The organism is Streptomyces sp. NPDC001530, from assembly GCF_042894545.1.
Lineage (GTDB): Bacteria > Actinomycetota > Actinomycetes > Streptomycetales > Streptomycetaceae > Streptomyces.
In genome coordinates, this window is the sequence record NZ_JBIAVS010000001.1 from 72,615 (window position 1) to 97,607 (window position 24,993).

Annotated in this window: 20 protein-coding genes and 4 pseudogenes; 15 read left to right on the forward strand and 9 right to left on the reverse strand. The window is 70.9% G+C overall.

Annotation, left to right across the window (positions count from 1 at the left end):
* Positions 1-41 precede the first annotated feature (41 nt).
* Together sigJ and ACFY0T_RS00335 are read left to right on the forward strand one after the other, a co-directional pair.
* Complete coding sequence (gene sigJ / locus ACFY0T_RS00330; protein ID WP_388863286.1) at positions 42-1,019, forward strand: RNA polymerase sigma factor SigJ; 978 nt, start codon at positions 42-44, stop codon at positions 1,017-1,019.
* Complete coding sequence (locus tag ACFY0T_RS00335; RefSeq protein WP_388863288.1) at positions 1,016-2,617, forward strand: cytochrome bc complex cytochrome b subunit; 1,602 nt, start codon at positions 1,016-1,018, stop codon at positions 2,615-2,617. Before sigJ ends, ACFY0T_RS00335 begins: the two co-directional genes overlap by 4 nt.
* Here ACFY0T_RS00335 and ACFY0T_RS00340 read toward each other — a convergent pair.
* A complete protein-coding gene (locus ACFY0T_RS00340) occupies positions 2,528-5,623 on the reverse strand; it encodes a glycoside hydrolase family 2 TIM barrel-domain containing protein (RefSeq protein WP_388863290.1) in 3,096 nt (1,031 codons plus the stop codon). The genes ACFY0T_RS00335 and ACFY0T_RS00340 overlap by 90 nt on opposite strands.
* A 369-nt stretch (positions 5,624-5,992) precedes the next feature.
* Between ACFY0T_RS00340 and ACFY0T_RS00345 the strand changes: the two genes are divergently transcribed.
* The 3 genes and pseudogenes from ACFY0T_RS00345 (at position 5,993) to ACFY0T_RS00355 (ending at position 9,244) form a co-directional block, all read left to right on the forward strand.
* On the forward strand, positions 5,993-8,368 hold the full coding sequence (locus ACFY0T_RS00345) for a SpoIIE family protein phosphatase (protein WP_388863292.1): 2,376 nt from the start codon (positions 5,993-5,995) through the stop codon (positions 8,366-8,368).
* A gap of 36 nt (positions 8,369-8,404) precedes the next feature.
* Positions 8,405-8,795, forward strand: a pseudogene (locus ACFY0T_RS00350) (arsenic transporter); the annotation flags it as partial.
* 40 nt (positions 8,796-8,835) lie between these two features.
* Positions 8,836-9,244, forward strand: a pseudogene (locus ACFY0T_RS00355) (universal stress protein).
* Here the strand turns inward: ACFY0T_RS00355 and ACFY0T_RS00360 are convergent.
* Positions 9,204-10,148 carry a helix-turn-helix domain-containing protein gene (locus ACFY0T_RS00360; protein WP_388863294.1) on the reverse strand — a complete coding sequence of 315 codons (945 nt, stop codon included), beginning with the start codon at positions 10,146-10,148 and terminating at the stop codon, positions 9,204-9,206. The pseudogene ACFY0T_RS00355 and the gene ACFY0T_RS00360 sit on opposite strands and share 41 nt — an antisense overlap.
* A gap of 64 nt (positions 10,149-10,212) precedes the next feature.
* Here ACFY0T_RS00360 and ACFY0T_RS00365 point away from each other — a divergent pair, with 64 nt between their 5' ends.
* A complete protein-coding gene (locus ACFY0T_RS00365) occupies positions 10,213-11,016 on the forward strand; it encodes a phytanoyl-CoA dioxygenase family protein (protein ID WP_388863296.1) in 804 nt (267 codons plus the stop codon).
* A 34-nt stretch (positions 11,017-11,050) separates the two neighbouring features.
* Here the strand turns inward: ACFY0T_RS00365 and ACFY0T_RS00370 are convergent, their stop codons facing one another.
* A complete protein-coding gene (locus ACFY0T_RS00370; RefSeq protein WP_388863298.1) occupies positions 11,051-11,962 on the reverse strand; it encodes an alpha/beta fold hydrolase in 912 nt (303 codons plus the stop codon).
* 342 nt (positions 11,963-12,304) lie between these two features.
* Between ACFY0T_RS00370 and ACFY0T_RS00375 the strand changes: the two genes are divergently transcribed.
* The 3 genes and pseudogenes from ACFY0T_RS00375 to ACFY0T_RS00385 all read left to right on the forward strand — a co-directional run bounded on the left by ACFY0T_RS00375 (position 12,305) and on the right by ACFY0T_RS00385 (position 15,435).
* Positions 12,305-13,243 carry an endo alpha-1,4 polygalactosaminidase gene (locus ACFY0T_RS00375; RefSeq protein WP_388863299.1) on the forward strand — a complete coding sequence of 313 codons (939 nt, stop codon included), beginning with the start codon at positions 12,305-12,307 and terminating at the stop codon, positions 13,241-13,243.
* A 198-nt stretch (positions 13,244-13,441) separates the two neighbouring features.
* Positions 13,442-13,590 (forward strand): annotated as a pseudogene (locus ACFY0T_RS00380) (ABC transporter substrate-binding protein); the annotation flags it as partial.
* A 174-nt stretch (positions 13,591-13,764) separates the two neighbouring features.
* Positions 13,765-15,435: a phospholipid carrier-dependent glycosyltransferase gene (locus ACFY0T_RS00385; protein ID WP_388863301.1), complete on the forward strand. Its 1,671-nt coding sequence runs from the start codon at positions 13,765-13,767 to the stop codon at positions 15,433-15,435.
* On the opposite strand, the gene ACFY0T_RS00390 is transcribed toward ACFY0T_RS00385, so the two are convergent.
* Positions 15,413-15,952 carry a flavoprotein gene (locus ACFY0T_RS00390; RefSeq protein ID WP_388863303.1) on the reverse strand — a complete coding sequence of 180 codons (540 nt, stop codon included), beginning with the start codon at positions 15,950-15,952 and terminating at the stop codon, positions 15,413-15,415. The two genes, ACFY0T_RS00385 and ACFY0T_RS00390, sit on opposite strands and share 23 nt — an antisense overlap.
* 63 nt (positions 15,953-16,015) lie before the next feature.
* Positions 16,016-16,333 (reverse strand): annotated as a pseudogene (locus ACFY0T_RS00395) (DUF1348 family protein); the annotation flags it as partial.
* Between the two features lie 83 nt (positions 16,334-16,416).
* Between ACFY0T_RS00395 and ACFY0T_RS00400 the strand changes: the two are divergent.
* Positions 16,417-17,034 carry a TetR/AcrR family transcriptional regulator gene (locus ACFY0T_RS00400; RefSeq protein ID WP_388863305.1) on the forward strand — a complete coding sequence of 206 codons (618 nt, stop codon included), beginning with the start codon at positions 16,417-16,419 and terminating at the stop codon, positions 17,032-17,034.
* A 221-nt stretch (positions 17,035-17,255) separates the two neighbouring features.
* Here ACFY0T_RS00400 and ACFY0T_RS00405 read toward each other — a convergent pair whose 3' ends face one another.
* On the reverse strand, positions 17,256-17,450 hold the full coding sequence (locus tag ACFY0T_RS00405; RefSeq protein ID WP_388864180.1) for a ferredoxin: 195 nt from the start codon (positions 17,448-17,450) through the stop codon (positions 17,256-17,258).
* Between the two features lie 18 nt (positions 17,451-17,468).
* Positions 17,469-18,671 (reverse strand): cytochrome P450, encoded by a 1,203-nt coding sequence (locus tag ACFY0T_RS00410; RefSeq protein ID WP_388863307.1) that lies wholly within the window; start codon positions 18,669-18,671, stop codon positions 17,469-17,471.
* A 358-nt stretch (positions 18,672-19,029) separates the two neighbouring features.
* Here ACFY0T_RS00410 and ACFY0T_RS00415 point away from each other — a divergent pair, with 358 nt between their 5' ends.
* Positions 19,030-19,659, forward strand: coding sequence for a LysE family transporter (locus tag ACFY0T_RS00415; protein ID WP_388863309.1), 630 nt, complete (start codon positions 19,030-19,032; stop codon positions 19,657-19,659).
* Between the two features lie 198 nt (positions 19,660-19,857).
* Positions 19,858-20,319: a carboxymuconolactone decarboxylase family protein gene (locus ACFY0T_RS00420; protein WP_388863311.1), complete on the forward strand. Its 462-nt coding sequence runs from the start codon at positions 19,858-19,860 to the stop codon at positions 20,317-20,319.
* A 23-nt stretch (positions 20,320-20,342) separates the two neighbouring features.
* Here ACFY0T_RS00420 and ACFY0T_RS00425 read toward each other — a convergent pair whose 3' ends face one another.
* Positions 20,343-20,783 (reverse strand): nuclear transport factor 2 family protein, encoded by a 441-nt coding sequence (locus ACFY0T_RS00425; RefSeq protein ID WP_388863313.1) that lies wholly within the window; start codon positions 20,781-20,783, stop codon positions 20,343-20,345.
* A 175-nt stretch (positions 20,784-20,958) separates the two neighbouring features.
* Here ACFY0T_RS00425 and ACFY0T_RS00430 point away from each other — a divergent pair, with 175 nt between their 5' ends.
* Positions 20,959-21,402 (forward strand): nitroreductase family deazaflavin-dependent oxidoreductase, encoded by a 444-nt coding sequence (locus tag ACFY0T_RS00430; RefSeq protein ID WP_388863315.1) that lies wholly within the window; start codon positions 20,959-20,961, stop codon positions 21,400-21,402.
* Positions 21,403-21,467: 65 nt separating this feature from the next.
* On the opposite strand, the gene ACFY0T_RS00435 is transcribed toward ACFY0T_RS00430, so the two are convergent.
* Positions 21,468-22,148 (reverse strand): DUF4386 family protein, encoded by a 681-nt coding sequence (locus ACFY0T_RS00435; RefSeq protein WP_388863317.1) that lies wholly within the window; start codon positions 22,146-22,148, stop codon positions 21,468-21,470.
* 141 nt (positions 22,149-22,289) lie between these two features.
* Here ACFY0T_RS00435 and ACFY0T_RS00440 point away from each other — a divergent pair, with 141 nt between their 5' ends.
* Together ACFY0T_RS00440 and ACFY0T_RS00445 are read left to right on the forward strand one after the other, a co-directional pair.
* Positions 22,290-24,248, forward strand: coding sequence for a histidine kinase (locus tag ACFY0T_RS00440; RefSeq protein WP_388863319.1), 1,959 nt, complete (start codon positions 22,290-22,292; stop codon positions 24,246-24,248).
* On the forward strand, positions 24,236-24,868 hold the full coding sequence (locus ACFY0T_RS00445) for a response regulator (protein WP_388863321.1): 633 nt from the start codon (positions 24,236-24,238) through the stop codon (positions 24,866-24,868). The genes ACFY0T_RS00440 and ACFY0T_RS00445 overlap by 13 nt, the downstream gene beginning before the upstream one ends.
* Positions 24,869-24,993: the final 125 nt, after the last annotated feature.

The following is a 24,993-nucleotide window of genomic DNA, read 5'->3' on the forward strand; positions in this document are numbered from 1 at the left end:
GTTTCCCCTCGCAGTAGTGAGCGCATCAAGGGAGGCAAGGCATGCCCGAAAGCCCCGCGTCCGGGACCACCGACGGCACGACGTCCGGAAGCGATGGCGCCACGCAGGTGTTCGTCGACCACCGCGAGCTGCTGTTCGCGATCGTCTACAACATGCTCGGCAGCGTCGCCGACACCGAGGACGTGCTCCAGGAGACCTGGCTGTCGTGGCAGGGCCGCGCCCACCGCTCCCCGCTCGACGGGATCGACAACCCGCGCGCCTACCTTGTCCGCATCGCCGTGAACCACGCGCTGGCACGCCGCGCCGCCATCACCCGCCGCCGCGAGACGTACGTGGGTCCCTGGCTGCCGGAGCCGCTGCTCGACGAGCCCGCCCCCGACGACTCCGCCGACGACCGCACCCTGCGGGCCGAGTCGGTGTCGCTGGCGATGCTCGTGGTCCTGGAGTCGCTGACGCCGCTGGAACGGGCGGTGTTCGTCCTCAACGAGGTGTTCGGCTATCCGCACACCGAGATCGCGGAGGTCATCGACCGCAGCCCCGCCGCGGTGCGCCAGCTCGCGCACCGCGCCCGGGAGCACGTGCACGCCCGCCGGCCGCTGTACCGGGCCCATCCCCGGGTACGCCGGCAGGCGACCGAACGCTTCGTGGAGGCCGCGCTCGGCGGTGACATCGCGGCGCTGATGGAGATCCTCGCACCGGACGTCACGGTGTGGACGGACGGCGGCGGCAAGGCACGCGCGGCCGGGCTGCGGCCGGTGCACGGCCGGGACAAGGCGGCCCGCCTGTTCGCCGGTTATGCCACGCGCCGCGCCACGAACCTCGACATCCGCTACCGCCGCGTCAACGGCGACGACTCCGCGGTGATCTTCGAGGGCGAGTCCCCGTACGCGGTCATGGTCATGGACCTCACCCCGGACGGCGAGCAGGTGTCCGACGTCTACATCGTCACGAACCCCGAGAAGCTCGCGCACGTACGGCGCGAGGAGGAGACCGGGGCCGAGGAGGGGAAGCACGCATGACGACCACCGAGCCACCGGCCGAGAAGGCGTCCTCCGGCGGAGGCGAGGTCGCCTCCCGCGGGCGCGAGGCGTCCTCCGGCGAGCGCGTCGCCGACTGGTTCGACGGCCGTCTCGGCATCTATGCCCTGGGCAAGCAGTACCTGCGCAAGGTCTTCCCGGACCGCTGGTCCTTCCTCCTCGGCGAGATCTGCCTCTACAGCTTCGTCGTCCTCATCCTCACCGGCGTCTATCTCACGCTGTTCTTCCATCCCTCGATGAACGAGGTGGTGTACCACGGCAGTTACGTCCCCCTGAACGGCATCCGTATGTCGGAGGCGTACGCCTCGACGCTGGACATCAGCTTCGATGTGCGCGGCGGGCTGCTGATCCGGCAGATCCACCACTGGGCGGCGCTGATCTTCCTCGCCGGAATGCTGACGCATATGATGCGGCACTTCTTCACGGGCTCGTTCCGCAGGCCCCGTGAGGTGAACTGGCTGTTCGGCTGGACCCTGCTCCTCCTCGGCATGTTCGAGGGGCTGTTCGGCTACTCGTTGCCGGACGATCTGCTGTCCGGGACCGGGCTGCGGTTCGTCGACGGGGCGCTCCTGTCGGTGCCGATCGTCGGCACGTATCTGTCGATGTTCCTCTTCGGCGGGGAGTTCCCGGGCCACGACATCGTGTCCCGCTTCTACTCGCTCCACGTCCTGCTGATTCCGGGGATCATGGCGGCCCTGGTCGTCGCCCATCTGATCCTGGTCGTCTACCACAAGCACACGCAGTTCGGCGGGCCGGGAAAGACCGAACGCAACGTCGTGGGCATGCCGTTCATGCCGGTCTACCTGGCGAAGGCGGGCGGCTTCTTCTTCCTGGTGTTCGGTGCCATCGCGCTGATCTCGGCGGTCGCGACGATCAACCCGGTCTGGGCGTACGGCCCTTACCGCGCCGACCAGGTGTCGACGGGCGCCCAGCCGGACTGGTACCTGGGCTTCGCGGAGGGGCTGGTCCGCGTCATGCCGGGCTGGGAGATCACCGTGGCGGGGCACACACTCGTGCTCGGGGTGCTCATCCCCATCGTCGTCTTCCCGCTGCTCCTGGTCCTCATCGGCGTCTATCCGTTCGTCGAGTCCTGGGTCACGGGAGACCGGCGCGAGCACCATCTGCTGGACCGCCCGCGCAACCGGCCGATCCGCACGTCGCTCGGAACGGCGTGGATCAGCCTCTATCTGATCCTGCTCGCGGGCGGCGGCAACGACATCGTGGCGACGCGTTTCCATCTGTCGATCAACACCGTGACCTGGAGTGTGCGGATCGCGCTCCTCGTGGTCCCCGTGATCGTCTTCGTCGTGACCCGCCGCATCTGCCTGGGCCTGCAGCTGCGGGATCGCGAACTGGTGGCGCACGGCCGTGCGACAGGCGTCGTCAAGCGCCTGCCGCACGGCGAGTACGTCGAGGTGCACCGCCCGCTCGGCCCGGCCGAACTGCACACGCTGACCGAGCACGAACGACGGGCACTCCCGGGCGACCTGTCAGCCGGCCGGGACCTCCAGACGGCTGATCCGCAGCCCGCCGTCGGCGGCACCCGGGTGCCCGCCGGCCATGACGAGACGCAGCCGTGAGCCGCGTACCGCGTCGAAGGTGATCACCGTCGGCGTGTCGGAGGCGGTGGCCCAGTCGACGGTCGCGCCCTTCACCGGCACATACCGCTCGCCGTCCCACAGCGAGACCTGGACCGAGGCGGGCAGCCGGTGGGTGGCGTCGACGGTGAAGGAGACCTCGACGCGGTCGACGGTGCGGGGGCGCGCCCAGGTGACCGAGACCCAGTCCTCGGGGCGGGCACCGCTGAACGCGGGCAGCAGGGCCGTGGCCGACTTGTAGAAGGCGTTGGACCAGCCGGTGGCCGCGTCGCCGTCGAGCATGGCGGCGGGCGGGGTGTCGGGGCGGCCCGAGTAACTGGCGTCGGCGTACGGGTAGTTGGGGGCCGCCGGATGGTCGGGCTTGAACGACGTCGGCGGGGTGGTCGCCTTCGACGCGGCCGGGGTGGTGCGTACGGTCGTGGTGGCCGTCCGCAGGCCTTCGCCGCGGGCGGTCACCTTCAAGGTGCCCGGCTTCGTCCCGGACCGGACGATCGCGAGTGCCTTGCCGTGGAAGGCGGTTCGGGTGCTGGCCTGGTAGCGCTCGGCGCTCTCCTCCCGGCCGTTGTCGAGGCCGGCGATCGACCCGCCGGCGACATCGAACGCGATCAGATCCTCCGCGTCGGGCACGACCACACCGTGGGCGTCGACCACCTCCGCGATGACGAACACCAGCGAACGCCCGTCGGCCGCGAGCGACTTGCGGTCCGGCGTGAGACGTATCGCGTGCGGGGCTCCGGCGGTCCGCAGGACATCCGTCGCGACCGTCTTGCCGTCACGACGGGCGACCGCCTTCAACTCACCTGATTCGTAGGGGACTTTCCAGCCGAGGTGCAACATGCCCGCGCTGCCGTTCGGACTGGTGTAACTCCCGGGGTAGGGACCGTTGGTGAAGGTCTTGTCGTCGCCGGTCGCCTCCGTGGTCTCCAGGTAGGGGCGCCCGTCGGTGGTCTTCTTGGTGTCGAACACCCGTGTGCCGAGGGACTTTCCGTTGAGGAAGAGCTCGACGGTGTCGACGTTCGCGTAGGCCCAGACCTCGACCGTGTCCCCCGCGTCGTGGTTCCAGCTCATGGGCAGCAGATGGACCATGGGCTCGTCCGTCCACTGGCTCTTGAACAGGTGATACATGTCCTTGGGGAACCCGGCCGTGTCGACCGCGCCGAAGAAGGAGGCCTTCACCGGGAAGACGTCGTACGGCGTGGGCTCCCCGATGTAGTCGATGCCCGACCACAGGAACTGCCCGGCGAACCACTTGCGGTCCCGGTCCTTCTTGTGGCCGTACTCGCCGCTCATCGTCCAGGAGGCGAGGTTGTTGTCGTACGAGGAGGTCGCGCGCTTGCCGGGGGTGTGGTTCTCGCCGGTGTTGAGGTGTTCCGGCTCCTGGTACGTGGAGCGGGTCGAGGTCTCGGACGACGACTCCGACTCGAAGAGGAACAGGTGCGGGTAGGCGGCGTGCAGGGCGTCCACCGACTTGGCGGTGTTGTAGTTGAGGCCGAGCCCGTCCAGCTTGGCGAGCATGAGGTCGGCCGCGGAGCCCTTCGTGGGCACGCGACGGTACTTGTCCGAGCCGATGACCAGCGGGCGGGTGTCGTCCGCCGCCTTGATCGCGCCGATGATCCGGTCGGCCATGGCGAGCCCGGCGGTGGACGTGGAGTCGGGGACCTCGTTGCCTATGGACCACAGCACCACGGCGGGCGAGTTGCGGGCCGCGAGGACCATCTCGGAGGTGTCCTTCTCGCACCACTCGTCGAAGAACCGTCCGTAGTCGTAGGTCGTCTTGCCCGTCCGCCAGCAGTCGAACGCCTCCACCATCATCACGATGCCCAGCTCCTCGCAGACCTGGATCATCTGCGGCGAGGGCGGGTTGTGGGAGGTCCGGAAGGCGTTGACGCCCATCGACTTCATGAGGGTCATCTGCCGGCGTACGGCGTCGATGCTGATCGCCGCGCCGAGCGCACCCTGGTCGTGGTGCAGGTCGACGCCCTTGATCTTGGCGTGGGCGCCGTTGAGGTGGAAGCCCTCGTCCGGGTCGAAGCGGAACTGCCGGATGCCGAAGGGCGTGCGGTAGGTGTCGGTGGTCGCGCCGCCGACGCGCAGCTCCGTCTCCAGGGTGTAGCGGTGGTCCGGGGTCGCGAAATCCCACAACTTCGGCTTGATGACGGTGAGTTCGTGTGTCTCGTCCGCCCCGTCGCCGACCGCGACGGTGGTGGCCGTACGCGCGGCCGTACGGCCGGCGGGGTCGACGATCCGTGAGATCACCTGGACATCGGCCGCGGCATCGGTCTCGTTGACGACGGTCGTCCGCACCCGTACGACCGCCCGCTCCGCCGTGATGTCCGGCGTCGTGACATACGTGCCCCACCGCTGCACGTGCACCGGCTCGGTGACGACCAGGCGGGCGTCGCGGTAGATGCCGCTGCCCGAGTACCAGCGGCTGCTGGGCAGTTGGTTCTGGACCTTGACCGCGATGACGTTCGCGGTGGTGCCGTCCGTGTGCAGCAGTCCGGTGAGGTCGAAGGCGAACCCCGTGTATCCGTAGGGGTGTCGCCCGACTTCCTTGCCGTTGCAGTAGACGTACGCGTCCATGTAGACGCCGTCGAACTCCACCGAGATCCGCTTGCCGGCGAGGGCGGGCGGCAGGGTGAAGGTAGTGCGGTACCAGCCGAGGCCACCAGGGAAGAATCCGGTGCCGCTGGTGGTGCTGTGCTCCGTGGTGGGGGTCTGCTCGATGCTCCAGTCGTGGGGTACGGCGACCTCGCGCCACGCCGAGTCGTCATAGCCGGGCTGCGCGGCGCCCTCGTACGCGCCGGTGGGGTCGGTGATGCCGCCCGGGTTGACCAGCGCGAAGCGCCAGCCGTCGCGCAGCTCGACCGTGCGTCGCCCCGGGGTGCGCTCGGAGGCCGCCGCCCAGGCGTCGGCGGCGCCCGAGAGCGCACCGGCCGCGGGTACGGCCGTTCCTGCGATCAATACCGATCTTCGAGTGACCTGCATGGCGGCTCTCCCTCATCAGGGCCCATAAGTCATCACAACTGATCGTGAACAAACAGATTCTGACGGGGTGACACACGCGGCCGTCAAGGGGCCGACACCCACTTCCGCCCCTCGGCTCACATCGGTCGGAAGCCCACCTTGCGGACGCGTCGCGTCGCCGACCGGCGTTCCGGGGTGCGGAGGGCGCCCACGCACAGGCCCTGTCGTCACCTTCCCGCCGTCCACCCGAAGGGCGGGCCCCGCCGCGTCCAACGTGGCGAGCGTGCGTGCCAGACGCCGCGGGGCAAGCGGGAATTTGACGAAAGGGCCTAGGCTGGGACCGTAGTGACGCGCTTGTTCACTGTGAGTGTGCGCAATGGAGTCGCGACGATGAGCCCGGTCCACCCCCTCGATGAGGCCGCCACGGCACGGGCAGTCATCGACGAGAACGGCACCCTGGTCCTCTGGAGCGAGGGGGCGCGCCGACTGCTGGGGTACCCGCCGGAGGAAGTCGAGGGCCACCCGGCGGCGGACCTGCTGGACCCCGCGGGGCCCGGCGTGCCGCCCGAACCCTCCGGTACCCGCTGGAGCGGCACCCTCTCCCTGCGCCACCGCGACGGACACACCCTCTCCGTGTGGCTGCTCGCCCATCGCCGGGACCCGAAGGGCGAATGGCTCGTGGTCACCCCGCTCGAGGGCGAGGACCGGCGCGCCTATGACGACCCGCTGATCAAAGCCGTCCTCACACAGTCCCCGTGCGCCATGGCGATCTACGACGAACGGTTGCGCCTGTACGGGCTCAACGACGCGATGGCCGAGGTGCTTGGTCTCCCGGAGGCCCGTATCCGTGGCCTGAGGATCTCCGAGATCGGGGGCAAGCGGGAGAGCGAAGAGCTCGAGGAGCAGCTGCACGACGTGCTCGTCTCGGGCGAGGGGCGTGACGTGGAGACGTACATGCGGACGGGCGGCGAGGACCGCGCGCACGCCTGGCTGGCGCGGATCGCCCCGCTGACCGATACCGAGGGGCGGGTGCACGGCGTGTGGCTGGCCGCGCACGACGTCACCGAGCAGTACAGGGCCCGGGAGCGGCTGCAGCTGCTCAACGAAGCGAGCGTACGCATCGGCAGCACCCTGGACGTCACCCGGACGGCCCAGGAGCTCGCGGATGTCTGCGTACCCGTACTCGCCGATTTCGTCAGCGTCGACCTGCTCGATCCGCCGGAGCACGGGGGCGAGCACCGCGCCGAGCCGCCGACCGCGCCGATCACGCTCCGCCGTGCGGCCCACCGATCGGTGAACCCGGGCTCCCCCGAGGCGGTCGTCATGCTCGGCGAGGTCGACGTCTACCCCGCCGCCTCACCGCAGGCCGACTCCCTGATCGCCGGCCGGACGATCGTGGTGCCGGACGCGACCACCACGCTGGAGGAGTGGCTGAGCTGGGACGAACGCCGGCGCGAGCGCCTGGCGAAGCACGGCGTCCACTCCTCCATGTCGGTGCCCATCCGGGCCCGGGGCCAGACCCTGGGCGTGGCGGCGCTCAACCGGTTCCGGCGGCCCGACCCCTTCACCTCCGACGACGTCCTGCTCGCCGAGGAGGTCACGGCCAGGGCCGCCGTCTGCATCGACAACGCCCGGCGCTTCTCCCGCGAGCGCGAGACCGCGCTGGCCCTGCAGCGCAGCCTGCTCCCCCAGTCACTGCCCCGGACAGCGGCCCTGGAGGCGGCCTCGCGCTACCTTCCCGCGGCGCGTGCCGGGGTGGGCGGCGACTGGTTCGACGTGATCTCGCTGTCCGGGATGCGGGTCGCCATGGTCGTCGGCGACGTCGTCGGTCACGGCGTCCAGGCCTCGGCGACCATGGGGCGGCTGCGCACCGCCGTACGCACGCTCGCCGACATCGACCTGGCCCCGGACGAACTGCTCACACACCTGGACGACCTCGCCGTGCGGCTGTCCGAGGATGCCGGGGCCGAAGGCACCACCGGTGAGGTCGGCGCCACCTGCCTGTACGCGGTGTACGACCCGGTCTCCCGGCGCTGCACCCTCGCCCGGGCAGGGCATCCGCCGCCCTACATCGTCCCTCCGGACGGTCCGCCCCGGCAGATCGAGCTCCCGGCGGGACCGCCGTTGGGCCTGGGCGGACTGCCGTTCGAGTCGGTGGAACTCGAACTGGGCGAGGGCACGGTGCTGGCCCTGTACACCAACGGGCTGATCGAGAGCCGCGGGCGGGATCTCGACGTCGGCCACCAGCTGCTGTCCCGAGCCCTGGAGCAATCGTCCCAGTCCCTGGAATGGGCGTGCCACGCGATCCTGCAGGCGCTGCTTCCCGTGGGCGGCGCCCCGGACGACGTGGCCCTGCTGCTCGCCCGTACGCACGGCCTGGCTCCCTCCCAGGTGACGACCTGGGACATTCCCGCCGACCCCGCGCTCGTCGCGCCGATCCGCAAGCAGGTGGCCGATCAGCTGGACACGTGGGGCCTGAGCGAGGCGACGTTCACGGCCGAACTCGTGGTGAGCGAACTGGTCACCAACGCCATCCGGTACGGCGAGCCGCCGATCCGGCTGCGCCTCATCCACGACGCCACCATCCTGATCTTCGAGGTCTCCGACAGCAACCACACCGCGCCGCATCTGCGCCGGGCGAAGACGTTCGACGAGGGCGGCCGCGGGCTGCTCCTGGTCGCCCAGCTCACTCAGCGCTGGGGCAGTCGGCACACCGCCGAAGGCAAGACCATCTGGGCGGAGATGTCGCTGGTCGGCGAGAACTGAAGGCCTCGCGGGGGCGTCGGCGCGACGTCTGATGGAATGGACGGGCGTCATGATCACCGCCCGGAGGACCGAACTCTGAACAGCCCCCTCGCGCAGGGCCTCTCCGCCGCTCTCGGCACCCCGTTCGCCGAGGCCCTCTCCGTCGTCCTGCTCGTCGCGGTGCTCGTCTGCGCGGTGATCCGTCCCTTCAACAGGTTCTAGGCGGTCGTGGCGGTCCCGGCCGCCGGTCTGGTCGTGGCCACGGGCGCGATCTCCTGGGACCACATGCGCGCGCAGGCCGGGCATCTGCGGCCGGTGATCGGCTTCCTCGCGGCGGTCCTCGTACTGGCCCGGTTCTGCGACGACGAGGGACTCTTCCGGGCCTGTGGGGTGTGGATGGCCCGCTGGGCGGCGGCGCCCCGGACGCCTGCTGAGCGCGGTCTTCGCACGCGGACGCCGTCCGCACGCACGCGCCCCACGGCTCCGACGTGGTCCTGCTGCACGTCACCGAACCCGGCGTGCCCGGTCTGGCGCACGGTGCCTTCGCCGGTCTGCTCGGCCGAGCGGGTTCCGAGCCGGACCCGGGTGACCGGCTGAAGACCCTCGGCACCAGCTCGGCGGCGAGCTCCTCGACGCGGCGGCCGAGCGACTGGGCCGCCCCTGCGCACGCCTTGAGCGTGCCGGGCGTGTCGAGCGGGAGGTGGTCGCCGCCGCGGAGGGCGCCGACCTGCTCGTGCCGGCCCGCGACGGTGACCGCGCCCGTCTCGGCCCGCACAGTCTGGACCGGCCGGGCGCTTCGTCGTCGACCACGCGCCCTGTGCGGTACTGCTGGTCTGGCCCGAACCGGCGCCGGACGTCACGGCCTTGCCGCCGCCTCCCCCGCACCGCCCCTGGTGACTCCCGTCCGATAGGCGCCCGGCGGCGTCCCGTACCGCTGTCGGAACACCCGGTTGAAGTGGAAGGCACTGGTGAAGCCGGAGGCGGCTGCCACCCGCTCCACCGGGAGTTCGGTGGCTTCCAGGAGCCGGGCCGCGTGCAGCAGCCGCGCATCGCGCAGGGCGCGCATCGGGGAGCATCCGAGCTGCTCGGTGAAGAGGTGGGCGAAACGGGACGGTGAGAGCGCGACCGCCTCGGCGAGCGACCGTACGGTGTGCGGTGCGCTCGGGTGGGCGGCGATCAGGGACTCGGCCCGCCGGATGCGCGCGTCGATGTCGGGGCGGCGCCGGTCCGCCCGCGCGGTGGCGAGCAGCACGATCTCCTCCAGGGAGCAGAGGGCCAGCTCGCGGGCAGCGGCGCCGTGCGCGACCGCGACCTCGCCGTCGGCGGGCTCCGCGGGGACGGGCGGCGGACCGTCCCCCGTCCAGCGGGCGTCGGCGAGCATGCGGCGGAAGGCGGCCTCGACACGGTCCTCGCTCCGCCGGTTACGTCCCTGGCCGGACGCGGGTCCGACGGCGTACACCGCGTCATCGAGCGCGTACGGCCGCAGCCATCCGGACCAGGCCGCCCTGGCCTGGCAGTGCACCCACCAGAACGCCCAGTGTTCGGCGCCGGGTTCGACGGCGTAGTGGTGCGGTACGCCGGGACCCAGGACCACCAGATCCCCGGCGTCGGCCGCCACCTCCGCCCCTCCCTGCGTGAGCCGCCCGCATCCGCCCGTCGTCCAGGTGAACAGCCAACTGTCGGACCCATCCGGCCGGTTGACCCTGTACCCCGGCCGCTGGTCGAAGCGTCCGATGGTCACCAGGCCGGGCGGCGGCGACGGATCAGCAGGCTCGGACAAGTCGTCAGCACGCACAGGCATCCTCCCGAAAGGCGCTGCGACCTAGCGTGAGGCACCTGGGACACCGCTGAGAAGGGACGGTCGGATGACAGTCGGGGACATGAGCGTGCTGCGGCAGTTCGAGGAGAACGGCTTCGCGATCGTGCGCGGGCTGTTCCCCCGCAGTGAAATCGACGCGCTGTGCGCGGAGTTCACCACCCTGCACGCCGCGGGGCCGATCCCGGGACACTTCGAACCCCGCGCCACGGAAACCGGACGTCCCACCGACCCTCTGCACACCTACCCCCGCGTCATGCACCCGCACCGCGTCAACGCCCTGTCGCTGCGCTTCCTCCTCGATCCACGGCTGCGGGACATCCTGGAGAGGCTGCTGGGCGAGGAACCCCTGGCCGCGCAGAGCATGTTCTACTTCAAGCCGCCCGGCGCCCGCGGTCAGGCGCTGCACCAGGACAACTTCTATCTGCGGGTCGAGCCGGGCACCTGTGTGGCCGCCTGGACCGCCTGCGACGCGATCGACCGCGAGAACGGCGGCCTGGAGGTCGTGCCGGGCACGCACCGCATGGACCTGTTCTGCCCGGAGGAGGCGGACGCGGCGCTGTCCTTCGCGCGCGAGTACGTTCCCCCGCCGCCCGGCCTCACCGCCGTACCGGTCGACATGGAACCGGGCGACGTCCTCTTCTTCAACGGCAGCCTCGTCCACGGCTCCGGCCCCAACCACAGCCCCGGCCGCTTCCGCCGCTCCTTCATCGGCCACTACGTCGGCCGCTCCACCGAGCGCATCGGCGGCTTCTACCGGACGCTGACCATGAGCGGCGAACCCGTCGCCCTGCCCGAGAGCGAGGGCGCGGGACCGTGCGGCACGGAGTTCGCGGCGGCAAGCCCCCACTGAAAACGCCCTACGGCCTCCTCGTGACTGTTCGGTGTCATGCGGCGAAGCCGGGGATCGCTTCGGAGGTGAAAGCGAGGATGGCGTCGGCGACCGCCCGGGGGTTCTCCAGGAGCATGGCGTGGGTGCCGTCGATCTCGGCGACCGTCACATCGGGGCGCTCGTGGGCGAGTTGAGCCAGGTCGCGGGCGAGTCCCTTGGCGTAGGCCGCCATCAGTTCGTCGAGCCAGGCCATGGCCGGGATCGACGGTACGGGTCGCAGCGCGCGCCCGAGCAGCAGCGGCACAGGCACCTGGCGGAAGAGCGCGAAGAGGTCGAGGGAGTCAATCGCGTCCAGCATCGCCAGGGCGTGTCCAGGCTCCGGCCCCAGCTCCAGTCGGCCGTCCGGCCGTTCGTGCACCGACCTCAGGACACCGGCCTCCAACAGCTCGTAAGGGATGCCCAGTTGCCGGGACATCGCGCGCTGCTGGGCGAGCAGCCCCTTCAGCCCATCGGCCGGAATGGGCTCGGCCGACGCCGCGGCCGCCATCTTCCGCACCTGGGTGAGCCGTTCCTCGACGTACGCGGGGTCCAGCCCCACGTACTGGTCGGGGCGGCCCCACGCGTATCCGTCGAGGTTCACCGCGCCGGGCGTGACGTCCGGGTGTTCCCGTGCGTGGAGCACAGCGAGCATCCCGCCGAGTGAGTGTCCGACGGGCAGCGCGCCGGGGATGCCGTACTCCTCCAGGACCGACTCGATGTCTGCGAGCACATGGGGGAAGTCCCAGGTGCCGGACGGTGAGAGACCGTGTCCGCGCAGGTCCACGGCGAGTACCCGGTGACGGGGGACGAGGAGCGGGGCGACGGCAGCCCAGTCGGCGAGGGTCCGTCCCGCGCCGTGGAGCAGGAGCAGGGGCGGGCCGTCGCCCCCGTGGTCGTGTACGGCCAGTGCGATGCGCTCTCCGGTCATGTCCTGACAATAAGGCTCAGGTCACGGCTCCCTGAGGAGATCGAGCGCGGGCAGAGGTCCGCCGGGGACTGTGGCAGCCGTCCGCCAGGGGACCGAGATCGACGGCCGCCCAGTCCACGCGTCCGGCGAGCCTCGCGAGGCGCGGCCCTGTGCGGAACGGCGGGCCCTTGACGCGGGCGTCTCCACACGCTTTGATCTTGGCGTGCCGTGGTGCGACCCGGCACGCAGAGGTACGCCCAGCCGGTAGCGGACTCGCTTCACGTCCCGTCAAGTCCGGCCAAAGTCGCCAGGATCGCGCAGAGCCTCCGAGGCGGGGTCGTACTCGCGATTGATGGAGCGGGCATGCCCGTCAAGTGTGTTCCCCGCGTCGGGGCTCTTGGGACAGCCGCTGTTCTGACGGCTCTCCTGACGCTGGTCGGCTGCGGTGCGGGGAAGGACACGGGAGCCTCGCCGCCCAGCCCGAAGGCTTCCGAGAGCGCGAAGACTTCGGCGAGTGCGAAGCCTTCCACGAGCCCGACGGCGTCCGCTACGGCCCCGGCCACCTCGCCGAAGACCGAGCCGACCCCGACCGCCGTCGAGCTCCCCCCGCTCCACGCGGGCTTCGACTACCAGATCGGCGGCGCCTATCCCCCACCCTCCGGCGTCCGCATCGTCAGCCGCGACCGTACGGCGTCCCCCGCGCCCGGCCTCTACAACATCTGCTACGTCAACGCCTTCCAGGCGCAGCCGGACGAGCCGGACAAGTGGCCCGCCGACCTGCTGCTGCGGGACGCGCACGGCAAGGTCGTCATCGACCGCGACTGGGGCGAGGCGCTGCTCGACATCGGTACGCCGGCCAAGCGCAAACGGGTGGCCGCGCGGATCAACCGGTGGATCGACGGCTGCGCCGACAAGGGCTTCGACGCCGTCGAGCCGGACAACTACGACAGCTACACGCGCTCCCATCACCTGCTGACCGCCGACGACGCCACCGCGTTCATCACCCTGCTCTCGGCGCACGCGCACGCCCGGCATCTGGCCATCGGCCAGAAGAACACCGTCGAGCTGGCGGGCCTCAGGTCCCGCACCGGGCTCGACTTCGCGGTGGCGGAGGAGTGCGGCGAGTACGACGAGTGCGGGGCGTACGCGAAGGCGTTCCACGACCGGGTCGTCGTCATCGAGTACTCCGACAGCGGTCTGCGCAAGGCCCGTTCGGGCTTCGGCGACCGGCTGAGCATCGTGCGCCGGGATGTGATGGTGTCGACGCCCGGCAGCGCGGACTACGTCCGCAGGACCCGCTGAGGGGAGGCCGGGACGACTCGCGTGTTCGCACGCCGCCCGCTGCTCCTGGGGGCGGCGTGTGATCGGGGCCATCGGCGGCTGCGCGGGCGGCACGCGTGCCACAGCTCGACGACAGCGCGAGGGCCCCACGCTGTGGAACGCCTTCTGAGCTCCGGCAGGGGACGCGGTCACCGTCAACGGCAAGGTGCGCGTCGCACCCAGCTCCCGGACATCATCGCCGCCAAGGTCGACACGACGTCGCACCGCTGCCGACGTGCAGCGGCCGGCCGGTCACCATCTCGGGCCCCGACACCTGGACCGTCTTCGACAACGGCTCCGCCCGTTCGCGCACGGCCGTGGACTTCGTCCCCCGGAGTGCATACTCATGACTCCCCTGTCGTGTTTCCGGCCGGTTGATCCCCTGTGGATCATTCGGTCGGATGATCGCGACAGGCCGGTGGACCGAGGCGCACCCGAAGCGGGGTGCCACAGGATGAGCAGGCGCGTACGGAGCGGACGTAACAAAGGGCATGCCGACATTCATGGCCAGCAGGCACGGGGACCGCGTGCCGGTGAGCAGTGCGGAGCCGCCGGGGCGATTCGAGTGGCTTCGCCGGCACCGGCGGTGGCTGTTCATGGTGGCCGTGGTCGCGCTGCTCGTCGAGATGGCGGTCGCGATGGTCACGACGGCCGTGCAGCAGACCCCCACGATCGACGAACCCGTGTACGCGGGTACGGCGGTGGTCTACGCCCAGCAGCACAGCCTGCGTTACAACCCCGAGCATCCGCCGCTGGGCAAGCTGATCATCGCGAGCGGACTGGTGTTCGCCCATCCGCACCTGGACGCCGACTTCACGGGTGACCAGACGGAGCTCGGGCGTCGGCTGCTGTACGAGTCGGGTAACGATCCATGGCGGGTGATGCTGTGGGCGCGGCTGCCGGTGATCGTGCTGACGCTGCTGTTCGGCCTCGTCGTCCTGGCGTTCGCCCGTGAACTCGTGGGAGATGTGGGCGGGTTGGTGGCGCTCGCCCTGTACGCGTTCTCACCCGACGTCATCGCCCACGGCTCGCTGGCCACGCTCGATGTACCGGCGTCCGGTTTCCTCCTGACGTCGGTGTGGCTGCTGTGGCGGGCACGGCGGCGTCCGCTCCTCCATCTGCCGCTCGCCGGGGCGGCGCTCGGCGCGGCGTTGGCCACGAAGATGAGCATGCTGCCCGCCGTTCCGGTGCTGCTGCTCCTGGCGGTCGTGTCCGTGTGCCACGGGCGCGACCTCAGCGTGTTCAGGAAGGCCCGGCTCGGCGCGGCGGCCGCGGCCGGCATGGCGCTGGTGGCCCTCGCGGTGGTGTGGGCCACGTACCTCGCCGTCGACCCGCGGCTGCGCTGGACGGCGCCCGAGAACCTCCCGGCCGTCCACGGACTGCGCGGGCTGCTCATCGACTGGCTCCCCTTCCCGCAGCCGTACCGGGACGGGATGCGCGTCCAGTTCGGCTTCGAGAACGCGACCTGGGAAGGCTTTCTGCTCGGCCGGCTCTACCGCGGGTCGCTCTGGTACTACCTGCCGGTCGCGCTGCTGGTGAAGACGCCGCTCGGCATGGCGGCGCTGTGGCTCGCCGGTGCCGTCGCGATGGCCGCCGTTCCTCGGCTGCGGTCCGCCGCCCCGTACGTCCTGATCCCCCCGGCCGTGCTGCTGGCCGCGGCGATGCACGGCTCCCGCGATCTCGGCGTACGGTACGCCCTGTTCGTACCGGTGTTCCTGGGGGTCGCGGCGGCCGGTGCCGTCTCCTTCCGACGGCGGTGGGCGCACCTCGCAACGGCCGCGCTGGTCCTCTTCGTCGCCGCCAGCTCGCTGCACACGTACCCGTACTACCTCCCGTACTCCAACGAGGCGTTCGGCGGCCCGTCGAAGACCCATCTGCGTCTGCACGACTCGAACGTCGACTGGGGACAGGACCTGGGCCGCCTCGCCGATCGCCTGGACAGCCGCTACCCGCACGACGATGTCTGGCTCGTCTACAAGGGCGCCGGTGTGCCGTCGTCCTACGGCATCGACGCGGCCGATCCGCGCAAGGTGCCACCGGGCGAGGTGCACGGGCTGCTCGTCGTGTCCGACTCCTCGATCGCCAAGGCCGACGGCCGGCTGGCGGCACTGCTCGCCACCAGCACACCGATCGACGAGGTCGGCCACTCGATCACGATCTACCGTCGGCGGTGAGCAGGTCCAGCACCCGCTCCCAGTGGAACTCCGGACGTCCGCCGCCCTGTTGTGGCTCCCCTGAGTACGGGTCGCCGAACCGGACACCCATGCCGCGCAGCCGCTCGACGCTCGCGCGGTAGGCGGGGTGGGCCGCCAACGCCTCGTTCACACACGGCAGTACGGCGATCGGGACACCGAGGCCGTACGCCTCGCACAGGGTTCCCAGGGCGAGGGTGTCGGATATACCGGCCGCCCACTTGTTGACCGTGTTGAAGGTGGCCGGTGCGACGGCCACCGCGTCCGGGGCCGGGAAGGGCCGCGGGTCGCCGGGGGACCGCCAGGCGGACCGGATCGGGCGGCCGGTCTGCGCCTCGACGGCCGTGGCATCGATGAAACCGAGGCCCTGGGGGGTGGCGATGACGCCGACCTCCCAGTTCCGTTCCTGTGCCACGGTGATCAGTTTGCTGATGTCCTCGGCGATGCCCGCCGCGCAGACGACGACGTAGAGGAAGGGCTTCTCGGCGTGTTCACTCACCCGTGAACCCTAATGAACACACGGGCCCCCGATGAATCCGGACTTCTACTGAATCCGGGACTCCTACTGCAGCGGGAAGGAGTCCCCGCGCTCCGACTCCGGACGCGGGCCGAAGATCCGGCGCTCCTTCTCCTCGATCCGTACGTCGTTGATGCTCGCCTCGCGGCGGGTCATGAGTCCGTGCTCGTCGAACTCCCACAACTCGTTGCCGTACGAGCGCCACCACTGACCGTCGGCGTCGTGCGACTCGTACTGGAAGCGGACGGCGATGCGGTTACCGTCGAAGGCCCAGAGTTCCTTGCGCAGGGCGTACTCGTGCTCGCGCGCCCACTTCGCCGTCAGGAGCTCCACGATCTGGTCGCGGCCCGTCACGAAACCATCGATCAGAGTGGGAGAACGGACGTTCTCCCCCTGAGTTGCTAAGGTAGAGAACGGTGGTTCTCACGTCAAGGAGTGGCCCGTACATGAACAGCACAGCCGCCCGCGAACAGGCACTGGCAGTCGCCCGCGAACAGGCACTGGCAGTCGCCCGCGAGCAGGCGCTGGACGCCGCGGAGGACTTGTTCTACGGCCGCGGCATCCAGACCGTCGGCATGGATGACATCCGCGGTGCGTCGGGGGTCTCCCTCAAGCGGCTCTACCAGCTGTTCCCCGCCAAGGAGCAGCTCGTCGAGGCATACCTGGAGCGGCGTGACATCCGCTGGCGCCAGCGACTGGCCGACCACGTCGACCAGTGCGAGGAGCCGGAGGAGCGCATAGCGGCCGTCTTCGAGTGGCTGCGCCACTGGTTCGCCGAGCCCGGCTTCCGAGGGTGCGCCTGGATCAACTCGTACGGGGAACTCGGCGCCACCTCACCCCGCGTGACCGCCCAAGTCCGCGCCCACAAAAAGGCGTTCAAGGAGTATCTGGGGGGTCTCGTGGCCGACGCCGGGCTTCCCGCCCTGCTGACCGACCAGCTGTATCTGCTCGCCGAGGGCGCGATGGTCACCGCGGGTATCACGCGGAGCACGGAGCCCGCCGAGCAGGCGGGCGAGGCGGCACGGCTGCTGGTGAAAGCCGCACTGCCGCCCGCGCGCCGCTAGGCCCTGTCGTCAAATGCCACGCCCACATCAGGGGCGATGCGAGGGTGACGGCAGCCTGGTAGGACTCTGCGGTCTTGTCGCAGCGGGTGGCGATACCCCGCCACTGCTTGAGGCGGTTGAAACACGTTCCACTGCGTTGCGCCGCTTGTAGACCTCGCGGTCGAAAGCCGGCGGGCGCCCGCCGCGGCTGCCGCGCTTCAGCCGGTTGCGGATCTGGTCGTTCAGGCCTCCGAGATGGTGATGGCCTGCACCGGGCAGGACCGCGCCGCCTCCCGCACCATCGGGTCGCCGCCGCCGTCCTCGTGGCCCGGCAGCACCTCGCTGAATCCGTCGTCGTCCTGGGTGAAGACGCCCGGGGCGGCGAGGGCGCACTGACCCGCGCCGATGCAGACGTCCTTGTCGATGGAGATGTCGATACTCATGCCCGCAGCCTCTTACCAGGTCACGGGGAGTTCCAGCATCCCCTGGATCGTGTCTCCGGGTTTGAAGGGGATGTCGTCCGCCGGTGCGGCAAGGCGCAGACCGGGGAACCGGTCGAAGAGCGACAGCAGCGCGATCTCCATCTCGGCCCGGGCCAGGTTCTGGCCGAGGCACTGGTGGATACCGAAGCCGAACGCGACGTGCTGGCGGGCCGAGCGGTGCCAGTCCAGAGCGTCCGGCTCGGGGAAGGTGTGTGCGTCGCGGTTGATCACGGAGGTGGAGAAGACGACACCCTCGTCGGCACGGATCGTCGTCCCGGCCACCTCGATGTCCTCGGTGGCGACCCGCAACAGCCCGTCCGCGATGGAGAGGAAACGCAGCAGCTCCTCGACGGCGGCGGGCATCAGCGTCGGTTCGGCCCGCAGTTCGGCCAGCTGCTCCGGGTGCCGGAGCAGGGTGAACGTGCCGAGCGAGATCATGTTCGCCGTCGTCTCGTGCCCGGCGACGAGCAGGATCGTCGCCAGCGAGATCAGCTCCTCGCGGTCCACCGTCCCCTTGCGCAGCTGATCGTGGATGAGCTCGTCGAGGAGTCCGTCCCCGGGATCCCGCTGCTTGCGGTCGATCAACGAGCCGAAGTACGCGTCCAGTTGCTCGCGCGCGTCCTCGATGTCGGCAGCGGCGGGGCCACGCAGCAGCCTGCGGGACTGTTCCTCGAAGAAGTCGTGGTCGGCGTACGCGACGCCGAGCAGGGCGCAGATCACCATGGAGGGCACGGGCAGCGCGAAGTCGTTCACCAGCTCGGCCGACGGGCCCTGTTCCGCCATCCGGTCCAGGAGCCGGTCGACGGTCTCCTGGATGCGCGGACGCAGTCCGGCGATCCGCTTGAGGGTGAAGGTCGGGACCAGCATGCGGCGTTGGATGTGGTGCTCGGGGTCGTCGAGGCCGAGCAGCGCGACCCGGCGGTTGCGGGCCGCCGCGAACCGCTCGCTGGGTGCCGGGAACGCGGGGCGGGTGCGGTCCGACGACAGCCGCGGGTCGGAGAGGAGTTCACGGGCGGTGGTGTGGCCGGTGACCACCCACACGCCGCGCCCGTCGAACAGGGAGATCCGCGAGAGCGGGCGCGCCTCGCGCAACGGGTCGTAGGCGGTGGGCGGGTGGTAGGGACACGTACGGTCCTGGGGGAAGGCAATGGGCTCTGTCATGGGGGGCTCTGTCATGGATGACCTCGCAAGCGATGGTTGCCTCTTGCCGATCTTCATTAGATGCCTGGGGCATCTACACGGCCACGCGAAGTTCGGCCAGATGCGCCACACCCGCGATCTGGCCGAAGCACGCGGGGAGGGCCGCCTCGCTCCTCGGGATTCCCGCCCGAGGCGCTGCCCCGGTGGCACGCTCGTGGCCTGATCTCCTCCAAGGCGGCCCCTCCGTAATGGGGTTGCGTGAGCAGATCCGGTGGCCCCAGGATCTGCCCATGTCCACGATCGAAGCCTTCCTGCCGCTGACCTCCGCCGCCGCTCGTCCGGTGCGGGCCCAGCAGCAGCCCGGCCGACCGCGGAGGCCCGCGCTTCCCCGGTCGTGACCGCCGCGCTCGTCGCGGGGCTTCTCGCGGGCTATGGCATCGCCATGCCCGTCGGAGCGGTCGCGACCTACCTCGTCTCCCTCACCGCTCGTACGTCCCTGCGGATCGGCGTCTGCGCCGCGCTGGGCGTCGCGACCGCCGACGGACTGTACGCCCTGGTCGCCGCGCTCGGCGGTTCCGCACTCGCGGCCGCACTGCAGCCGGTGCTGCTCCCGCTGCGCTGGGCCTCGGGACTGGTGCTGGCCGCGCTGGCGACCCGGGGCGCGGTCACCGCGCTCCGCCACTACCGCGAGCGCCGGCTCGCCGCCCGCTCCGGACAGGACCCGGCGCGCCCGGCGCGCGCCTATCTTGCGCTGCTGGGGATCACCCTGCTCAACCCCACCACGGTGATCTACTTCGCCGCGCTGGTGCTCGGCAGCCGTACCGCCGAGGCGGTGCGCCCGCTGGAGCAGGGAGTGTTCGTCCTCGCCGCGTTCGCCGCGTCCGCGAGCTGGCAGCTCCTGCTCGCCGGGGGCGGTGCGCTGCTCGGCCGGGCGCTGACGGGGCGCCGGGGGCGGCTGGTGACGGCGCTCGCGTCGAGCATCGTGATCATGGTGCTGGCGATACGGATGCTCGTGACGCCGTAATGAGCGCGCCGAGGACAGCGGCTTCCTGTCGGCTCTCTTCCTGTCGGCTCTCTTCCTGCCGGCTCTCTTCCTGCCGGCTCTCTTCCTGTCGGCTCTCTTCCTGTCGGCTTTATTCACCGGGGCCGTCACATTTCCTGGCCGGGCTCCGTCAGTGCAGTGACAGAGCAGAAACCGCTGCGAACTCTTGAGGAGCACGTCATGCAGGCACGGATGAAGAACCCGGCGATGATCCTTCCCGGCGCCATGGAGGCGATCCAGGGGCTGTACAAGGCCACCAGCAAGGGCGGTGTCCCCCAGCAGACCCTGGAGCTCGTGCACCTGCGCGCCAGCCAGATCAACGGGTGCAGCGCCTGCGTCGACGCCGGTGGGCGGGGCGGGCAGAAGGCGGGTCTGACGGACGAGCGGCTGTGGTCGGTCGCGGCCTGGCGCGAGGCGCCGTACTACTCGGACGCCGAGCGGGCCGCACTGGCGCTGGCCGAGGAGATGACCCGGCTGAATGACCGCTCGGGCGACGCGGTCTCCGACGAACTGTGGGACGAGGTCGCCGACCACTACGACGAGCAGCAGCTCGCCGCGCTCATCCTCTGGATCGCGACGACGAACTTCTTCAACCGGCTCAACGCGACGATCAAGGAGCCGGCCGGGGCGACGTGGGGCTGAGCGCCTGCCCGGTCGAAGTCGGGCTAGGACTCGAACGCACGGGCCACGGCGAGGCTGTCCTCGTACACGTGATGCCGTACGACCAGGCCGTCCTCGACGGTGAGGTGCAGGGCGAACCGGGCGCGATAGGCGCGCCCGGTCGCCGCGGCCGTCTGCCGGATCTCCCCGAGCACCACCGCCTCGTCGCCGTCGACGAGGAACCGCTCGATCTCGGTGCCCGCCCGGCCGGGCACATGGTGCTCGGCCAGTTCACGGAAGTGGTCCGCGGCGTCGGCCCGCGTGGACCGGTGGCGGATCCACGGTGTCGCCGGGCGCCCGTGCTCGTCCTGCGGCCAGTTCAGCTTCCAGTCGCTCCGCTCCGCGTACAGCGCGGCGATCCGCTCGGGATCGCCCTCCCCCATCCGGCGGAGCAGTTCCTCGACCACGCCGCGCGTCGTCGGGGTGTGATCGGTGGCTACGGACATGGGGCCGCCCCTTGGTCGTCTCTGGATCGTGTCTGTGCGGGAACGGCTCCACCGTGCCGCACGCGTCCTCCCGGCGCGATTACACGCGAGGTAATGGTGCGGAAGATTCGCGTCCGCACTGGTGTTGAATCGTGCCGGGACACGAGCTGTACGACGCGACGATGGGACGGAAGTCATGCCTCTTGAGGGCGAGTACGAACCCAGCCCGACGCAGTGGGTGCGGGAGCAGGTGGAGCTGTACGAGAGTTCCGGTGGCACCAAGGGGACGACACTGATGGACACGGGCCTGCCCGTCATCATCCTCACGACCCGCGGTGCCAAAAGCGGCAAGATCCGCAAGACCCCGCTGATGCGCGTCGAGCACGAGGGCCGCTACGCGGCGGTCGCCTCGCTGGGCGGTTCCCCCAAGCACCCGGTGTGGTACTTCAACGTGAAGTCCGACCCCCATGTCGAGCTCCAGGACGGCTCCGTGCGCCGGGAGTTCACGGCCCGTGAGATCACCGGCGAGGAGAAGGCCCTGTGGTGGGAGCGCGCGGTCGCCGCGTATCCCCCGTACGCCGACTACCAGAAGAAGACCGACCGGGAGATCCCCGTCTTCGTGCTGGAGCCGACCGACTGACGGAGGCGTACGCACGGCCGTGGCCCGCACCGGCCCCCCGCGCCGGTACGGGCCACTCCCCCGGGTCAGGCAGCTGTGTGCCGCCGTGCATCGACGGCGATCAGGACGACCGCGACCGCGCTCGGCAGTGCCGCGATCGCGCCCGTCGTCCCCGACGGGAAGACGATGCCCAGGACGGTGCCGACGAGGAACAGCGCGGGGATCCACCGGGCGAGGACACGAGAGCGCAGCAGGGCCGCGGTGATGAGCAGCGTGGCCACGATGAAGGCCAGCCCGCCGGGGGCCATCAGGCTGATCAGACGCCCGTCGTGGTCGTTGACGTAGTCCACGAAGCCTCGTCCGACCGTCTCGTTCAGGGCCGCCGTGTCGGTCGCGTACGAGTAGACGGCGGCGATGGCGGCGAGTCCGGCGGTGAGCAGCGCACCCGCGAGCACGGCGAACACCGATCCGATGCGGGCGAGTACCGCACCGCGCTCGCGGACCAGGACACAGACGGCGATCGCCAGGCCGACCGTGGAAACGGCCATGCTCACCCCTCCGTACGCGTAGAGGGTCCAGAAGGCGCCCCGGTGGTCGGCGACCTTGTCGTAGGAGTTGCCCTCGCTGGGGTCGCCTCCCGGTGCGAGCCAGGTGAACAGGAAGCCCATCACCTGTCCGACGACGACCGCGACCAGGGCGAGCGTCGCGAACGGCCGCAGGCGGAGGGAGGGCGGGGTGTGCGTGGAGCGTTCGGCGATGGCGGTCATGGCGTCTCCCGAGGTCCGGCGTGATGGTGCGTCACCGCACTGTCGCGCGGCGGGTCCCGGGGGCACATCGGAGCTGCCACGGGGAGTTCCTGCGTGTCAGTACGGATACCGACGGCGGCCCTTGGGCCCTACCGTGAGCGCATGCCCTGGCCTCGCCGACTCTCCCTGGTCATCGCGTCGCTGACGGCGCTCGTGACCGCAGGGGACTGTGCGCTGCTGTTCCTGGCACCGGCCCTCGCGGCCGGTGACGTGCTGATCGTCGCGGGAGCCGTCGTGGTCGGGGCGCTGTCCACCGGTCTGGGACTGTTCGTCTCCGCCCGCCGCCCCGCCAACCCGGTCGGATTCCTGCTCACCCTGATCGGTCTCATACCGCCGCTGATCATGTTCAGTGACGCATACGACCACGTGAGCCTCCAGCGGTCGCGTCTGCTGCCCGGCGCCGAAGTGGTCCACCAACTCAGCGCCGGGCTCTGGACGTTGTGGTACGTGCCGGTGATGCTGCTGGTCCTGGTCTTTCCGGACGGGCGGCTGCCGGAGGGCCGTTTCCCGCGCCTGGTGCTGTATGGCGTTCTGGTCGACCCGCTCGTCTTCGACGTGTTCGCCGCGCTCGCCCCGGATCCGTACGGCCCGCCCTTCGAGGACTTCGGACACCCGCTGCCGACGCTGCCGGCCTCGCTCATGTGGATCTCGTTCGTGGCGCTCGGGCTGCTCATGGTGCTGCTGATCGCCTCGGTGCAGGTGATGCGGCGCCGCTACCGGACGGCTGAACCGGTGCAGCGGGCCCAGGTGAAGTGGTTCGCCCTCGGCGCGGTCGCCCTGCCGGGCACGCTGTTGTTCTGCTGGACGGACTACCTGCTGTTCGGCGAGGTCGGGATCCTCATCTGGCTGGGCCTCGTCGCGCTCTACCTCGGCGTTCCGTCGCTGACCGCGCTGGCCATCCTGCGGCACGACCTGTACGACGTCGACCGCGCCGCCAGCGCGGTGGTCACCTGGGTCGTGGTCACGGCCGGGCTGCTCGCCGTGTACAGCGCGGCCGCCGCCTCCGGAGGCCTGGCGCTGGGCCGGGGCAGCGCGGTCCTGGCGTCCGCCGTGACCGCGCTGGTCGCCGTGGTGCTGGTCCCGGTCAAGAACCGGGTACGGCGCCGGGTGGACCGGCGTTTCTATCCCGCACGCCAGGCCGCGCTGACCGCCGTACGGGAGCTGGAGCGCTCGGTGCACGAAGGGCGCGCACGTCCCGAGGAGTTGGAGGAAGCCCTGCGGGACGCGCTGCGGGCACCCGGGCTGCGCGTGGGCTATCTGCTGCCGGGCGGAGTGGAGTTCAGGGACACCGACGGCGTACGGGTCACGGCGGGGCTCGAAGTACGGGCCGCGGGGAGGGTGATCGGCGTGATCGACGGGCCGTGTCCGCGCGAGGTCGTCACCGCCTGCGCCTCGCTCGTCGAGACGGTACGGCTGCGGGCCGAACTCGCGGGCGCGCTCGGCGAGGTGGAGGCCAGCCGGAGCCGGCTGCTGCGCGCCGGATACCGCGAACGGCGGCGCCTGGAGCGGGACCTGCACGACGGTGCCCAGTCCCGGCTGGTCACGCTCGGCATGGCGCTGCGGCTCGCCCAGCGCCACCTCGACGACGGCACGGTGGACGTGGACGGGCTGCTCGACCAGGCCGTGGCCGAGCTCGGCACCGCCGTCGCGGAGTTGCGCGAGCTGGCGCACGGCCTCAGGCCCAGCTCGCTGGACGACGGCCTCGGCCCCGCGCTGGAGGCGCTGGCCGCGCGGGCACCCGTCCGGCTGGACTGGCGGCTCGACGGACGGGTGCTGCCCGACGACATCGCGACGACCGCGTACTTAGTGGCGAGCGAGGCCGTCACCAACGCGGTGAAACACGCGAAGGCCGCGACCATCGGAGTCGTCGTACGCGAGGACGGGGACGGCGCGGTGCGGGTGACCGTGCTCGACGACGGCCGGGGCGGCGCCAACCCCCGTACGGGGTCCGGGCTTTCGGGGCTGACCGACCGGGTGGCCGCGCTCGGCGGGCGGCTGCACATCACCAGCGGGACAGGGGCCGGCACGACCGTGGAGGCGGTGCTGCCATGCGTATCGTGATCGGCGAGGACTCGGCGCTGTTCAGGGAGGGGCTCGCGCGGCTGCTCGCGGACGCGGGCCACGACATCGTCGGCCGGGCGGCGGACGCGCCGTCCCTGATCGCGGCCGTCGCCGAGGCCCGGCCCGACCTCGCCGTCATCGACATCCGGATGCCGCCGGACCTCACGGACGACGGGGCGCGGGCCGCCCGGCGGGTGCGGGACGAGTTCCCCGAGCTGGGCATCGTGCTCCTGTCGCAGCACATCGAGACCCGCAACGCGGTGGAGCTGGTCGCCCAGGGGCGCTTCGGCTATCTCCTCAAGGACCGCGTCTTCGACGTCGAGGACTTCCTGGAGGCGCTGCGGCGGGTCGCGGCCGGCGGCTCGGCGCTCGATCCCGAGGTCGTCTCGCGGATGCTCGGCGCGCACCGGGATCCGCTCGCCTCCCTCACCGCGCGCGAGGCGGAGGTGCTCGGTCTGATGGCCGAGGGACGAACCAACCTGGGCATCGCCCGGCGGCTGTGGCTCACCGAGCGGACCGTGGAGACCCATGTCGGCTCGATCATGGCGAAGCTCGGCCTCGCGACGGGCGAGGAACACAATCGGCGGGTACTGGCGGTGCTGGCGTATCTCACGGCGTGAGGGTCCCGAGCGACCTGACGGCGTGAGGGTTTCCGAGCAACCGTGCGTCGCGTGGCGTACGGATGGCGTGCGGATTCGGGGCCGCCGAATTCTCTCGGGTTCGGCACGCATGATCCGCCGCCCGG

Coding starts and splice junctions, on each gene's coding strand:
- ACFY0T_RS00400 (WP_388863305.1), top strand. CDS start 16,417: ATGAACAGCACAGCCGCCCGCGAACAGGCACTGGCAGTCGCCCGCGAA.
- ACFY0T_RS00420 (WP_388863311.1), top strand. CDS start 19,858: ATGCAGGCACGGATGAAGAACCCGGCGATGATCCTTCCCGGCGCCATG.
- ACFY0T_RS00445 (WP_388863321.1), top strand. CDS start 24,236: ATGCGTATCGTGATCGGCGAGGACTCGGCGCTGTTCAGGGAGGGGCTC.
- ACFY0T_RS00440 (WP_388863319.1), top strand. CDS start 22,290: ATGCCCTGGCCTCGCCGACTCTCCCTGGTCATCGCGTCGCTGACGGCG.
- ACFY0T_RS00365 (WP_388863296.1), top strand. CDS start 10,213: ATGACAGTCGGGGACATGAGCGTGCTGCGGCAGTTCGAGGAGAACGGC.
- ACFY0T_RS00335 (WP_388863288.1), top strand. CDS start 1,016: ATGACGACCACCGAGCCACCGGCCGAGAAGGCGTCCTCCGGCGGAGGC.
- sigJ (WP_388863286.1), top strand. CDS start 42: ATGCCCGAAAGCCCCGCGTCCGGGACCACCGACGGCACGACGTCCGGA.
- ACFY0T_RS00410 (WP_388863307.1), bottom strand. CDS start 18,671: ATGACAGAGCCCCCCATGACAGAGCCCATTGCCTTCCCCCAGGACCGT.
- ACFY0T_RS00370 (WP_388863298.1), bottom strand. CDS start 11,962: ATGACCGGAGAGCGCATCGCACTGGCCGTACACGACCACGGGGGCGAC.
- ACFY0T_RS00435 (WP_388863317.1), bottom strand. CDS start 22,148: ATGACCGCCATCGCCGAACGCTCCACGCACACCCCGCCCTCCCTCCGC.
- ACFY0T_RS00340 (WP_388863290.1), bottom strand. CDS start 5,623: ATGCAGGTCACTCGAAGATCGGTATTGATCGCAGGAACGGCCGTACCC.
- ACFY0T_RS00385 (WP_388863301.1), top strand. CDS start 13,765: ATGGCCAGCAGGCACGGGGACCGCGTGCCGGTGAGCAGTGCGGAGCCG.
- ACFY0T_RS00345 (WP_388863292.1), top strand. CDS start 5,993: ATGAGCCCGGTCCACCCCCTCGATGAGGCCGCCACGGCACGGGCAGTC.
- ACFY0T_RS00375 (WP_388863299.1), top strand. CDS start 12,305: ATGCCCGTCAAGTGTGTTCCCCGCGTCGGGGCTCTTGGGACAGCCGCT.
- ACFY0T_RS00430 (WP_388863315.1), top strand. CDS start 20,959: ATGCCTCTTGAGGGCGAGTACGAACCCAGCCCGACGCAGTGGGTGCGG.
- ACFY0T_RS00425 (WP_388863313.1), bottom strand. CDS start 20,783: ATGTCCGTAGCCACCGATCACACCCCGACGACGCGCGGCGTGGTCGAG.
- ACFY0T_RS00360 (WP_388863294.1), bottom strand. CDS start 10,148: ATGCCTGTGCGTGCTGACGACTTGTCCGAGCCTGCTGATCCGTCGCCG.